This is a genomic window from Streptomyces sp. NPDC059454 (genome assembly GCF_042749965.1).
In the GTDB taxonomy this organism is placed as follows: Bacteria; Actinomycetota; Actinomycetes; order Streptomycetales; family Streptomycetaceae; genus Streptomyces.
In genome coordinates this window covers 27703-40252 of the sequence record NZ_JBHYVC010000012.1, presented here as the reverse complement: position 1 = coordinate 40252, position 12550 = coordinate 27703, and the positions used below count along the sequence as shown (strand labels likewise).

General features: G+C 72.6%; 14 protein-coding genes. 6 read left to right on the top strand and 8 right to left on the bottom strand.

The window, feature by feature from the left end; all coding sequences use genetic code 11:
• Window positions 1–53: 53 nt before the first annotated feature.
• Together ACFXAE_RS11450 and ACFXAE_RS11445 are read right to left on the bottom strand one after the other, a co-directional pair.
• Entirely contained in the window at window positions 54–1304 is a 1251-nt protein-coding gene (locus ACFXAE_RS11450) for an Ig-like domain-containing protein (RefSeq protein ID WP_384711593.1), read from the bottom strand.
• Window positions 1305–1544: 240 nt separating this feature from the next.
• Window positions 1545–1880, bottom strand: a complete 336-nt coding sequence (locus tag ACFXAE_RS11445; protein WP_384711589.1) for a hypothetical protein — start codon at window positions 1878–1880, stop codon at window positions 1545–1547.
• Window positions 1881–2027: 147 nt separating this feature from the next.
• On the opposite strand from ACFXAE_RS11445, the gene ACFXAE_RS11440 reads away from it, so the two are divergent.
• The gene (locus tag ACFXAE_RS11440; protein ID WP_384711586.1) at window positions 2028–2342 is read left to right on the top strand and encodes an LAETG motif-containing sortase-dependent surface protein; all 315 of its coding nucleotides are present in this window, start codon (window positions 2028–2030) and stop codon (window positions 2340–2342) included.
• Between the two features lie 47 nt (window positions 2343–2389).
• Here ACFXAE_RS11440 and hutH read toward each other — a convergent pair whose 3' ends face one another.
• The 3 genes from hutH to ACFXAE_RS11425 all read right to left on the bottom strand — a co-directional run bounded on the left by hutH (window position 2390) and on the right by ACFXAE_RS11425 (window position 6027).
• Window positions 2390–3928 carry a histidine ammonia-lyase gene (gene hutH, locus ACFXAE_RS11435; RefSeq protein ID WP_384711907.1) on the bottom strand — a complete coding sequence of 513 codons (1539 nt, stop codon included), beginning with the start codon at window positions 3926–3928 and terminating at the stop codon, window positions 2390–2392.
• A gap of 82 nt (window positions 3929–4010) precedes the next feature.
• On the bottom strand, window positions 4011–5159 hold the full coding sequence (locus ACFXAE_RS11430; protein WP_384711583.1) for a diguanylate cyclase domain-containing protein: 1149 nt from the start codon (window positions 5157–5159) through the stop codon (window positions 4011–4013).
• 67 nt (window positions 5160–5226) lie between these two features.
• Window positions 5227–6027: an enoyl-CoA hydratase/isomerase family protein gene (locus ACFXAE_RS11425; protein ID WP_384711579.1), complete on the bottom strand. Its 801-nt coding sequence runs from the start codon at window positions 6025–6027 to the stop codon at window positions 5227–5229.
• Between the two features lie 216 nt (window positions 6028–6243).
• Here ACFXAE_RS11425 and ACFXAE_RS11420 point away from each other — a divergent pair, with 216 nt between their 5' ends.
• Window positions 6244–6828 (top strand): hypothetical protein, encoded by a 585-nt coding sequence (locus ACFXAE_RS11420; protein WP_384711577.1) that lies wholly within the window; start codon window positions 6244–6246, stop codon window positions 6826–6828.
• On the opposite strand, the gene ACFXAE_RS11415 is transcribed toward ACFXAE_RS11420, so the two are convergent.
• Window positions 6825–7931 (bottom strand): adenylate/guanylate cyclase domain-containing protein, encoded by a 1107-nt coding sequence (locus ACFXAE_RS11415; RefSeq protein WP_384711574.1) that lies wholly within the window; start codon window positions 7929–7931, stop codon window positions 6825–6827. The two genes, ACFXAE_RS11420 and ACFXAE_RS11415, sit on opposite strands and share 4 nt — an antisense overlap.
• Before the next feature lie 201 nt (window positions 7932–8132).
• Window positions 8133–9017 carry a biotin--[acetyl-CoA-carboxylase] ligase gene (locus ACFXAE_RS11410; RefSeq protein ID WP_384711571.1) on the bottom strand — a complete coding sequence of 295 codons (885 nt, stop codon included), beginning with the start codon at window positions 9015–9017 and terminating at the stop codon, window positions 8133–8135.
• Window positions 9018–9317: 300 nt separating this feature from the next.
• Here ACFXAE_RS11410 and ACFXAE_RS11405 point away from each other — a divergent pair, with 300 nt between their 5' ends.
• The 4 genes from ACFXAE_RS11405 (at window position 9318) to ACFXAE_RS11390 (ending at window position 12052) form a co-directional block, all read left to right on the top strand.
• The gene (locus ACFXAE_RS11405) at window positions 9318–10907 is read left to right on the top strand and encodes an acyl-CoA carboxylase subunit beta (protein ID WP_384711568.1); all 1590 of its coding nucleotides are present in this window, start codon (window positions 9318–9320) and stop codon (window positions 10905–10907) included.
• 18 nt (window positions 10908–10925) lie between these two features.
• Window positions 10926–11132 (top strand): acyl-CoA carboxylase epsilon subunit, encoded by a 207-nt coding sequence (locus tag ACFXAE_RS11400; protein ID WP_384711565.1) that lies wholly within the window; start codon window positions 10926–10928, stop codon window positions 11130–11132.
• 139 nt (window positions 11133–11271) lie between these two features.
• Window positions 11272–11400: a morphogenic membrane protein MmpB gene (gene mmpB / locus ACFXAE_RS11395; protein WP_106979509.1), complete on the top strand. Its 129-nt coding sequence runs from the start codon at window positions 11272–11274 to the stop codon at window positions 11398–11400.
• 31 nt (window positions 11401–11431) lie between these two features.
• Window positions 11432–12052 (top strand): Maf family protein, encoded by a 621-nt coding sequence (locus ACFXAE_RS11390; RefSeq protein ID WP_384711560.1) that lies wholly within the window; start codon window positions 11432–11434, stop codon window positions 12050–12052.
• Here ACFXAE_RS11390 and ACFXAE_RS11385 read toward each other — a convergent pair.
• Window positions 12021–12512, bottom strand: a complete 492-nt coding sequence (locus ACFXAE_RS11385) for a hypothetical protein (RefSeq protein WP_384711557.1) — start codon at window positions 12510–12512, stop codon at window positions 12021–12023. The genes ACFXAE_RS11390 and ACFXAE_RS11385 overlap by 32 nt on opposite strands.
• Between the last annotated feature and the right edge of the window lie 38 nt (window positions 12513–12550).

The following is a 12550-nucleotide window of genomic DNA, read 5'->3' as shown; positions in this document are numbered from 1 at the left end:
GGACGGCGGCATCGGCCGGGTGGTGGAGTGGGGCGCCGCCTGCGCGGCCGGCGTCAGACCGCCGAGCCCGCCTTCCACTGCTCCCAGCTCATGTTCCAGCCGTTGAGGCCGTTGTCCGGGGCGATGGTCTTGTCACCGGTGTTCTGGACGACGACCACGTCACCGACGATCGAGTTGTCGTAGAACCAGGCGCCCGGCATGTTCGGGTCGTTCGCCCCCTTGGCGTCCTGCAGGCCCACGCAGCCGTGGCTGGTGTTGACGCTGCCGAAGATGGACTTGGCGCCCCAGTAGTTGCCGTGGATGAAGGTGCCGGAGGTGCTCAGACGCATGGCGTGCGGCACGTCCTTGATGTCGTACTCGCCCTTGCCGTCGTCGTCGGTGAAGCCGACCGTCGCGCCGTTCATCCGGGTCTCCTTGAACTTCTCGGAGATCACCATCTGGCCCTCGTACGTCTTGTTCTCGGGCGCCCCGGCGGAGATCGGGATGGTGCGGACGGTCTTGCCGTCCTGCGTGACCTTCATCTGCTTGGTCTTGGCGTCGACGTACGTGACCTGGTTGCGGCCGATCTTGAAGGTGACCGTCTTCTGCTGGACGCCGACGACGCCCTCGGCGCCCTCGACCCCGTCGAGCGCCAGCTTCAGGGTGACGGTGGAGTCCTCCTGCCAGTACTCGTCGGGCCGGCAGTCCATGCGGTTGGCGTTGAACCAGTGGCAGACGACCTCCTGGCCGCTGCTGCTGGTGACGGTGACGCCCTTCTGCACCGCGGCCTTGTTGGTGATCGCCTTGTCGAAGTTGATCGACACCGGCATGCCGACGCCGACGGTGGTGCCGTCGTCCGGGGTGAAGGTGCCGATGAAGCTGTTGTCCGGGGCGACCGTGGTGAACGAGGCGTTCTCGTGGGCGGCGAGGCCCGCGGAGTCCTCGGCGGTGGCCGACAGCTTGTAGGTGGTGGCCCGCTCCAGCTGGCCGCTGGGCTTCCAGCTCTTCTTGTCGGCGGATATCTCGCCGGCGACGGCGGTCCCGTCGGCGGTGGTCATCTTCACCTCGGTGAGCGTGCCCTTGGCCACGGTCACGGCGGCGGAGTTGTTGATGGAGGCGTTGTTCGAGCCGTCCTTCGGCGTGATCTTGATCTGCGCCTCGGAGGACTTCTTGGCCGCCGCCTCGTCGACCTGGGCCTGCGAATCGCCCTTGCCGCCGTCGCCCGAGGCGCTGTCGTCACCGCCGGAACACGCCGAGAGCACCAGCACTCCGCCGAGCAGAGCGGACGCGGCCGCCAGACCCCTGCGCCGCTTACCGTCCGTCATCACACGCTTCTCCATCGTTGCCGAATCCCAACCCCACGAGTCCCCGGCGCGAAGCCGGAGAACCTCGTCCACAACCTTCAACGCTACGACCGGGTGCTCCCGTTCCCCATGACCCGCGGGTGTGGGGCTCGCCACGTCCGCCGGGGCGGACGGTGAAGGTGCCGGTCGGTGCACCGTGGCTTGAGACGTCAGGACCCGGGCGGCGGTTGCCGCCCGGGGTCACGATTTCCCCAAAACGCCTCAGCCGACCCTGTCCGCACCGTCCTCGTCGCCATAGGGCCCCTCGTCCTCGTCCTCGTACTCGCTCTCGCCCTCGTCGAGGTCCCACTCCGGCGAGTCGGGGTCGTAGTCGATCTCCTCGCCGCTCCAGGACGCCTGCAGCAGTTCCACGCCCGGCACCTCGCCGATCAGGGCGAACGGGTCGACGAGTTGGGCGAGGGCCTCCGCGGTGTCCTCCGTCACAGCGCTCTCGGCGTGTACCCGTTCCTCGTCCGGCATGTCGCCGTCATCCGCGATCCCGCGCAGCGCGGCCCCGGTCACCGCCTCCTCGTCGTCGATCTCGAGGACGAGTTCCACGCGAAGCCGTACAAACCGTGATGTCTCTGGGGTGCTCATGCCCGGAGCGTACGGCCTCGGGCCCCGTGACTTTCCCGTGACCCGCGCCGTTCACTAACATCGCCCCACACGGCCAATTCGCCAGCGCCACAAGGGGATCGATATTCCGTGTCATCCGCGCTCCGTCCGTTGCTGACCGCCACCGCCGCGGGCACCCTGCTGTGTGCCCTGTGGTTCGTCCCGTCCGCGAACGCGACCTCGAACACGCCGGTCGCGAACGCGGTCTCGGCAAGCCCGTCTCCGCAGGTCACACAGCAGGCGAGAGTCGTTTCGGCGTCCGTCGACGGCACCGGTGAGGAGGTCCGCCTCGCGGACACCGGCAGTTTCGACAGCACCCCGTACATCGCCGGCGGTACGGCCTGCCTCGTCCTCGGCGCCGGTTTCGTCGTCTACTCGGTCCGCCGGGAACGCCTGGGGCCGTAGACGCGCGCACCGGGGCCCGGCGGAACGGCCGCGGGGCCCCGGCCGGTTCAGCTCAGCGGTCCGGTGACCGTCTCCACAGCCGCCACCAGCCGTCCGTCCCGCACGAACGCGTCCGCCGCGGCGAGGTCGGGAGCGAGGTGACGGTCGGGACCGGGACCGCCCACGCCCGCCTCCCGTACGGCCTCGACGACCGCCCGCGTCGCCGGCGCCGGGGTCAGTCCCTCGCGCAGTTCCACGGCCCGGGTGGCGGCGTACAGCTCGACGGCGACGACCCGGGTGAGGTTGTCGACGGCCGTGCGCAGTTTCCGCGCCGCCGACCAGCCCATGGAGACGTGGTCCTCCTGCATCGCGGAGGACGGGATCGAGTCCGCCGACGCCGGTACGGCGAGCCGCTTCAGCTCGCTGACCAGGGCGGCCTGCGTGTACTGGGCGATCATCAGCCCGGAGTCCACGCCGGGGTCGTCGGCGAGGAAGGGCGGTAGCCCGTGGCTGCGGTTCTTGTCCAGCAGCCGGTCGGTGCGGCGCTCGGCGATGGAGGCGAGGTCGGCGACGGCGATGGCGAGGAAGTCCAGCACATAGGCGACCGGCGCACCGTGGAAGTTGCCGTTGGACTCGACCCGGCCGTCGGGCAGCACGACCGGATTGTCCACGGCCGACGCGAGTTCGCGTTCGGCGACCAGCCGGGCGTGCGCCAGGGTGTCCCGTCCGGCGCCGGCGACCTGCGGGGCGCAGCGCACCGAGTAGGCGTCCTGGACGCGGGGTGCGTCGTCCTGGTGATGCCCCGTCAGCCCCGAACCCTTCAGCACGGCCAGCATGTTGGCGGCGCTGGCGGCCTGGCCGGGGTGCGGGCGGATGGCGTGCAGCTCGGGGGCGAGCACCTTGTCGGTGCCGAGCAGCGCCTCCAGGCTCAGGGCGGCCGTGACGTCGGCGGACTTGTACAGGACGTCGAGGTCGGCGAGGGCCATGACCAGCATGCCGAGCATGCCGTCGGTGCCGTTGAGGAGGGCGAGCCCTTCCTTCTCGCGCAGTTCGACGGGCCGGATGCCGTGCTCGGCGAGCAGTTCACCGGCCGGCCGCACACTGCCGTCGGGACCCTCCGCCTCCCCCTCGCCCATCAGCGTGAGGGCGCAGTGGGACAGCGGGGCCAGGTCGCCGGAGCAGCCGAGGGAGCCGTACTCGTGCACGACCGGGGTGATTCCGGCGTTCAGCACGTCGGCCATCGTCCGCGCGACCTCGGGCCGGACACCGGTGCGCCCGGAGCAGACGGTCTTCAGCCGCAGGAACATCAGCGCCCGTACGACCTCGCGCTCCACCCGCGGCCCCATCCCCGCGGCGTGCGAACGGACGATGTTGCGCTGCAGCCGAGCACGGAGTTCCGGGCTGATGTGCCGGGTCGCCAGGGCGCCGAAGCCGGTGCTCACCCCGTACACGGGGTCCGGCTTCGCGGCCAGGGCGTCCACGATCCCGCGGGACGCGGCGAGGGCGGCCACCGCCTCCGCGGACAGTTCGACGCGGGCACCGCCGCGCGCCACGGCGAGCACGTCGGACGCGGTCACGCCGACGGTCCCCACCACCACAGTGTGCATATCCATATTCAGGAGCGTACGCAGTGAATTCAATGATGTCACCACCGGGCTCAGGTTTCACCCCTTACCGGCAGATCACGCGCTACGGCGAATGCCGTCCCCGGAACCGGCGCCGCTCCCCGTCCGCCGCCCGCGGCGGCTCGTCCGCGAGCCGCACGACGGGATCGCCGGGCCCCTCCCGTCCGGCCACGACGGGATGCGCGGCGCGCTCGGCCTTGGCCCGGTACTGCGCCGCGTCGGCCAGCCGGAACAGCCGCCGGGCGGAGTGCACCGGCCCGATGGCGTCCTCGGTGGACGCCACCCCGCAGGCGACGCCGTCCCCGATCCCCAGCTCCACGGCCCGCCGGCACACCTCGTCGGCCGCCTTGACGACCTCGTCGGCCGGCGGCCCCACGACCAGCAGACAGAACTCGTCCCCGCCGAGCCGCGCCGCCAGGGCCCCCGGCAGCGTGGCCCCGCACAGCGACAGCACGGTCCCGAACCGCTCCAGCAGCCGGTCTCCCACGGCATGCCCCAGCGTGTCGTTGACCCGCTTCAGCCCGTTCAGGTCGCACACCACGAGGCTGACGACGGCCCCGTCCCGCCGATGCCGCTCGACGGCCTCGTCGAGCCGGGCGTCCACGGCACGCCGGTTGGCCAGCCCGGTCAGCGAGTCCGTGTACGCCAGCCGCCGGGCCTCCTCCAGCCGCTCGGCCTGCGCGATCCCGGCGGCCACGACGGCGGCCAGGACCGTCGCGAAGTCGGCGTCGCCCCGCCCGAAGACGGGCACACCGGCCGGCCGGGCCACATACAGCTCGCCCCAGGCCCGCCCGTGCAGCACGATCGGCGCGACCACACAGCACCCGCGCCCGCGCCGCCTGAGCGCGGCCACCCGCTGGTGGCAGTACCCGGCGCGCCCCGCCGAGGACCCCTCGGCGGTCTCCACCCACGCGTCGGGCTCACCGCCCCCCGCCCACCGCTCGTGCAGGAACTCGGTGATCTCGGCGAACTGGTGCACCGGATAGGACTCGTCCTCCGGGAACTCCTCCTCGCCCTCGGCCAGCTCACCGACGTTCACCAGGACCCGCAGCCGCCCCAGCCCTCGCTCCCACACCGACAGGGCGGCGAAGCTCCCGCCCAGCGCCCGGCAGGCCCCGTCGGCCGCGGCCCGCCAGGCGTCCCGCGAACCGTGCGCGGCGGCCATGCCCTGGGCCAGCGCCACCACGGCCGCCAGCCGGCTCTCCTCAACCATCTCTCCAGATTAGGAAGATTCAGGACCGATCGGGATATTCAAGGAGCGAACGGGGCTCACCGGGCCCCTACTCCCCGGGCCACTCCGGCCTGCGCTTCTCGTTGAAGGCGGCGACCCCCTCCGCCCGGTCCCCCGAGAACGCCACCGATCTCCAGGCGGCGTCCTCGACCTCCAGCCCGGCGGCCAGATCCAGCCCGTGCCCCAGTCGCAGCGCCCGCTTGGCCGCCCGCAGCCCCACCGGCGAGTTCCCGGCGATCCGGGACGCCATGGCGAGGGCCTCCTCCCGGTCCCGCCCTTCCTCCACCAGCTCGTCGACGAGTCCCAGCTCCCGGGCCTCGGCGGCCTCCACCCGCCGCGCCGTGAAGATCAGCTCGGCGGCCCGCGCCGCCCCCACCCGCCGGGGCAGCAACTGCGTACCGCCCCCGCCCGGAATCACCCCGACCGACACCTCGGGCAGCCCCATGACCGCCGTACGGTCGGCGACGATCACGTCGCACGACAGGGCCAGCTCGAACCCGCCGCCGAGCGCGAACCCGTGCACCGCCGCCACCGTCGGCACGGGTAGCTCGAGCACCCCGGTGTACGCCCCGCGCGCCACGGGCCGCTGACGCACCAGGTCGGCGTCGCTGAAGGAGTTGCGCTCCTTCAGATCGGCCCCCACGCAGAACGCCCGCTCGTGCGAGGAGCTCAGCACCACCACCCGTACGCTCCGGTCCTCCCCCAGCGCCGCACAGGCCCCCGCGATGGAACGGGCCATCCCGGTCGACACGGCGTTCATGGCCCCCGGCCGGTCGAGGACGAGCTCCGCGACATGCCCCCGCTCGTGCCGGCGCACCAGCACGAACTCCCCGAACCGTTCCTCACTCATCGACACCCTCCGGTTAACGCGGGTTAACTTCCACTCGCCCCGATCATCGCAGCCCGCGCCCACCGGAGAAAAGGGCGCACGTCCGGTTCCCCCGTCACTCCCCGCCCACCCGTTCGAGTGACATCACCCCGACTTCCGGCCCGGCCCCTCACGGGAGCGCATAGCGTGCGCACACCGCGGCGCGTCGGGGGCGCGCACGCAGGGGAGGGGATCGCGATGACACCGACCGCACCGGCCGAAGAGCCACCGGCAGGCACCTCCCGCTTCCGGGGCCGCCACCGCAAGCCCCGCCCCCGCAAGGCGCTGCTGGCCGCGGGAAGCCTGGCCGTGGCCGCGAGCGCCGTGACCCTGGTCCGCCTGGCCGCCCCCCAGGGCGGCGGCGCGGACATCGGCGCGGAGACGGGCCCGCGCCCCATCCTCCACACGGACACCGGCACACCCACCGGTCCCCCCACGACGAGCGAGGCCACCGGGCCCGCCCCCGAGGCGAGCCCGTCCTCCCCCACGGCCCTGGGCGGCAAGAACCGGACCCCGCTCACAGCGCCCGAACCGTCGTCCCCGGCCCGGCCCCCGACGACCGTCCCGGCCACCGCGAGCACCCCGACCACCCGGGCCCCGGTCACCCGGCGGCCCCAGCCGCCCACGCCCCCGCCACCGAGCACCCCGGGGACACCCCCGCCGGCGCCCCGGGACCCGGCACCGGAACAGCCGGGCACACCGGATCCCGGCCCCGGCGGCCTGTGCGTACCGATCATCGGTCTCTGCGTGGGCGGCGGCCCGGGTCCCGGCGGCCGGGACTAGGACGGGACGGAAGCCCCGTTCCGGCGCGTGAGCAGCCAGGGCTCCACCACGCCGAGGCCGCGCACGGGCCGCTGCCACATCGGCTGGAGCGCGAACCGGTAGCTCGGCGGCTCCTCGCCCTCCTTCTCCGCCGCGGCCACCGCCTCGGCCGCCGCCGCCTCGGAGGCAGGGGCGGCACCGGTGCGGATCAGTTCCTCGGCGAAGGCGCTGTCGACCAGCACGGCGTCCCGGGGGGCTATGGACGTGAGCCGGGAGGCCAGGTTCACGGTCGTACCGAAGACATCACCCATCCGGGTGGTCACCGTGCCGAACGCCATGCCGACCCGCAGTTCCGGCATGGTCTCGTCGTTCGCCATGGTCTCGATCAGCCGTATCGCGATGTCCGCGGCGGTACCGGCGTCGTCGGCGGCGTAGAGCACCTCGTCGCCCAGCGTCTTGATGAGCCGCCCGCCCCGCGCGGCGACCAGATCGGCGGCGGTGGTCTCGAAGGCCTCGACGAGCTCGCCGAGCTCCTCCTCCTCCATCCGCCGGGTCAGCCGCGTGAACCCCACGAGGTCCGCGAAGGCGACGGCGAGCCGCCGGTCGACCATCTCCTCGTCGTCGGCGCCCTGGACGACCCGTCCGGCCGACGCGGCGAGCTGCCGCCGCCAGACGTACACGAGGAACTCCTCCAGCTCGGGCAGGAGCAGCTCGACGATCGGATACGTCACCTCGGTACGGGTCATGCCCGGCTCGGGCGGCTCGGTCAGCCCCTCCAGGAAGGAGTCGATCTGCCACTCGGCCAGCCGGGCGGTGGTCTGCCCGGTGGACCGCGCCACCTGGACCGCCATGGCCTCGCTCAGCAGACCCGCCTCCACCAGACCGGCGAGCCGGCGCAGCGCGAGCACGTCGGCCTCGGTGAGGCCCTTGGCCTGGCCCACGTCGGCGAAACCCATCGCCCGCCAGAAGCGGGTGGCCAGCTCCATGGTGACGCCGGCGCTGCGGGCCGCCTGGAACGGTGTGTAACGGCGCTCGGCACCCAGGATGAGCTGTTCCAGGCGCAGGGCGAGCGGATCCTCGTCGGCGCCCTGCGCGTCCGTGGAACCCGGGTCGTCGACGGTCACGCGTGCCCTTCCGATCTGCCATGGCCAGGTGTCGACCGGCCTCAACTCTACGGCAGGTGTGCGCCAGCTCACTTCGTCGGGTTACGCCGTGGGGTGAGGTGACCGGCGTCGCGTCGGGGGCCGGGCCGGGGGTGCGGAGACCCGGTCCGGCCCACCCACCGGCCCCGGGCGCCACCCGGCCCCCCACCGAAGCCACGGGCGTCAGTTCGCCCGCAGATGGACGATGTCGCCCGCACCCACCGGCTCCTGCACGCCCTCCCCCGTGGCCAGCACCAGGCGGCCGTCGCCGTCCACCGCGACCGCCTCCCCCACCAGCTCCCGGTCCCCGGGCAGCTCCGCCCGCACCACCCGCCCCAGCGTCGCGCACCCCGCCGCATACGTCTCCTGCAGACCGCTCGGCCCCGGGTCGCCCCCCGCCGCCCGCCACCGCCCGTACCAGTCCTCCAGCGACCGCAGCACCCCCCGCAGCAGCGGATCCCGGTCCGTGCTCACCGCCCCCGCCAGTGCCAGCGACCCCGCGGTCGGCACCGGCAGCTCATCATCCCGAAGGCTCACGTTGATCCCGACACCGATCACCACCCCGTCGTCACCGGCCCGCTCCGCCAGGATCCCGCCGGCCTTCCGCTCCTCGCCGCCCACCGTGACCAGCAGGTCGTTGGGCCACTTCAACGCCGTGTCGACGCCCGCGGCCCGCGACAGCCCGGTCGCCACCGCGACGCCGGTCAGCAACGGCAGCCAGCCCCACCGCGCCACAGGCACCTCGGCGGGCCTCAGCAATACGGAGAAGAACAACCCCGACCGGGCCGGAGCCGTCCACTGCCGGTCGAGGCGTCCCCGCGCGGCGGTCTGCTCCTCGGCGACGAGGACGGCGCCTTCCTCCAGCCCGCCCGCGCCGGCCCGTGCCACGAGATCGGAGTTGGTGGAACCGGTGCGCTGCACCACGTCCACCTGCGTCCACAATCCACCCGCGCGCACGAGTCCGCGGCGCAGACCGACGGCGTTCAACGGCGGACGGTCGAGGTCGGACCAACGTCCCGGCCTCGGCTCACTGTGCCCGTCGGGCGTACCTTCACCATGTGGTGTCATGCGACCCACACTAGGTTTGACCTCCTCCACCCCGCACAGGGGACGGGTTTTGGCCCCGGGGGCCGAGCTTCACGGGCACCCGGCCGTTCCCACGGTGTCGCGCCTTCGACGTGTCCCGCCACCACGCCCCGATCGTGCCCAGGGGCGCGGTGACGGCGTGGGCTCCTCAAGGATCTCCTTCCCGCGTCTGTGAAGGGGAAAGCGGTGTGGGAAAGACCGCACTGCCGAACGGAGGGCCCCCCACTACGCTACGGATGAGTAACCGTCCCCCCTTTTGAGCAGGCAGGGAGCCGCATCCCGATGTCCGAGCCGGAAGAGCAGCAGCCCGACATCCACACGACCGCGGGCAAGCTCGCGGATCTTCAGCGTCGCATCGAAGAGGCGACGCACGCCGGCTCCGCACGCGCGGTCGAAAAGCAGCACGCCAAGGGCAAGCTGACGGCCCGTGAGCGGATCGACCTCCTGCTCGACGAAGGCTCCTTCGTCGAACTGGACGAGTTCGCCCGGCACCGCTCCACCCACTTCGGCCTCGACGCCAACCGCCCCTACGGCGACGGCGTCGTCACCGGCTACGGCACCGTCGACGGCCGCCCGGTCGCCGTCTTCTCCCAGGACTTCACCGTCTTCGGCGGGGCGCTGGGCGAGACGTACGGGCAGAAGATCTGCAAGGTCATGGACTTCGCGCTGAAGACCGGCTGCCCGGTCATCGGCATCAACGACTCCGGCGGCGCCCGCATCCAGGAGGGCGTGGCCTCGCTGGGCGCGTACGGCGAGATCTTCCGCCGCAACACCCACGCCTCCGGCGTGATCCCGCAGATCAGCCTGGTCGTCGGCCCCTGCGCGGGCGGCGCGGTGTACTCCCCCGCGATCACCGACTTCACGGTCATGGTCGACCAGACGTCCCACATGTTCATCACCGGACCGGACGTCATCAAGACGGTCACCGGCGAGGACGTCGGCTTCGAGGAACTCGGCGGCGCCCGCACCCACAACACCGCCTCGGGCGTGGCCCACCACATGGCCGGCGACGAGAAGGACGCGATCGAGTACGTCAAGCAGCTCCTGTCCTACCTGCCGTCGAACAACCTCTCCGACCCCCCGGCGTTCCCGGAGGAGGCGGACCTGACGGTCACCGACGAGGACCGCGAGCTCGACACGCTCGTCCCGGACTCGGCGAACCAGCCCTACGACATGCACACGGTGATCGAGCACGTCCTCGACGACGCCGAGTTCCTCGAGACGCAGCCGCTGTTCGCGCCGAACATCCTCACCGGCTACGGCCGTGTCGAGGGCCACCCCGTCGGCATCGTCGCCAACCAGCCGATGCAGTTCGCCGGCTGCCTGGACATCACCGCCTCCGAGAAGGCGGCCCGCTTCGTGCGCACCTGCGACGCCTTCAACATCCCGGTGATCACCTTCGTCGACGTCCCCGGCTTCCTGCCCGGCGTCGACCAGGAGCACGACGGCATCATCCGCCGCGGCGCCAAACTGATCTACGCCTACGCCGAGGCCACCGTCCCCCTCATCACCGTGATCACCCGCAAGGCCTTCGGCGGCGCCTACGACGTCATGGGCTCCAAGCACCTGGGCGCCGACCTCAACCTGGCCTGGCCGACGGCCCAGATCGCGGTGATGGGCGCGCAGGGCGCCGTCAACATCCTGCACCGCCGCGCCATCGCCGGGTCACAGGACCCGGAGGAGACCCGCGCCCGGCTGATGCGGGAGTACGAGGACGCCCTCCTCAACCCCTACGTCGCGGCCGAGCGCGGCTACGTCGACGCGGTGGTCATGCCGTCCGACACCCGCCGGCACATCGTCCGCGGGCTGCGTCAGCTGCGTACGAAGCGGGAATCCCTGCCTCCGAAGAAGCACGGCAACATCCCCCTCTGACCCCGGTAAGGAGCCGACGTGATCAAGGTCGTACGGGGCAACCCCACCCCGGAGGAGCTGGCCGCCGCACTGGCGGTGGTCCGGGCGCGCGCCGCGGCGGCGTCAGCCGTGCCGCCCGGCGCGCCCACCCCCCGCGCCTCGTGGTCCGACCCGTCCCGTCTCGCGGCCCGAAGCGTCCCGCGCCCGGGCCCGGCGTCGTGGACGCGCACTTACTGGCCGGGCTAGCGACAACCGGGTCAGGGGGCGCGGGGGGCTGTCCGCAGGTGCGGCTCCACCGCGTGGGCGCACAGAGGAACAACGCCGCGCCCCCTACTTGAGTACGCGTACTCAGGCACCCCGGCCGGCCAGGCCCCACGCTGGTGACATGCTGTGGTCCGACCCCGAGAACGAGCCGCCCAAGGAACTGCGGGACACGCAGGACATGCTGCGGCGGCTGGGCGTTCTCATGGCGCTGGCCATGGTGCTCGCCATGCTGGTGATCGGCGTGAGGTGAGGCATCCGGGCTGCGTCGATACGCTGACCGCATGACAGATCAGCCGCGCCGCCGACTCGTGCTCGCCTCCCAGTCCCCCGCCCGGCTCGGGCTGCTCCGCCAGGCCGGGCTGGACCCCGAGGTGATCGTCAGCGGGGTCGACGAGGACGCCGTCACCGCCCCCACCCCCGCCGAACTGGCGCTCGCCCTGGCCGAGGCCAAGGCCTCCGTCGTCGCCGCGAAACCCGAGGTCAAGGGCGCGCTGGTGATCGGCTGCGACTCGGTCCTGGAACTGGACGGCCAGGCCCTCGGCAAGCCCGCGGACACCGAGGAGGCCACGGCGCGCTGGAAGTCCATGCGGGGCCGGGCCGGCACATTGCAGACCGGCCACTGCGTCTACGACACCGTCAGCGGCCGTTACGTCTCCGCCACCGCCTCCACCGTGGTCCGTTTCGGCGATCCCAGCGACGAGGAGATCGCCTCCTACGTGGCCTCCGGCGAACCGCTCCACGTCGCCGGGGCGTTCACCCTGGACGGCCGCTCCGCCCCGTTCATCGACGGCATCGACGGCGACCACGGCAACGTCATCGGCATCAGCCTGCCCCTGGTCCGGCGCCTCCTCGCCGACCTCGGCGTCGGCATCACGGAACTGTGGGCGCCGCCGGAGGAGTGACCGCGGGCGTGGCCGGAGAGCCGTCACCGCCGGCGCCGCCCTCGGGAGCGGCGTCGGCCGGCTGCCCCGGACGGCCGTCGTACGTCATCAGCAGCAGCACGACGAGCCCGAGGACGACCACCATGTAGAGGAACGCGGGCGGGCCGACCAGACCCCACGTGACCGCGCCCAGCAGCGCGTGCACCACCGCCGCGCTGACCAGCAGCACCCGGCCGAACCCGGCGGGCGCCCGGTCGCGCAGGGCGACCAGCAGGGCCACCAGGCCGCACAGCGCGAAGTAGAGCCCGAAGACGATTCCGCCGATCTTCGAGGACGTCGACATCACGTCCGGATCGAGACCGGCCAGCGACATGTCCTGCCGGTCGACGACGACGCCCAGGAACCAGTTCAGCGCCGCGACGCCGAGCGCCTCGGCGAAGAGTACGAGCGCCACGACCCACGCCACCGGTCTGCGCACCACCGGCCCCCACCCACTTTCGAGCACATCCGCGGTTACCC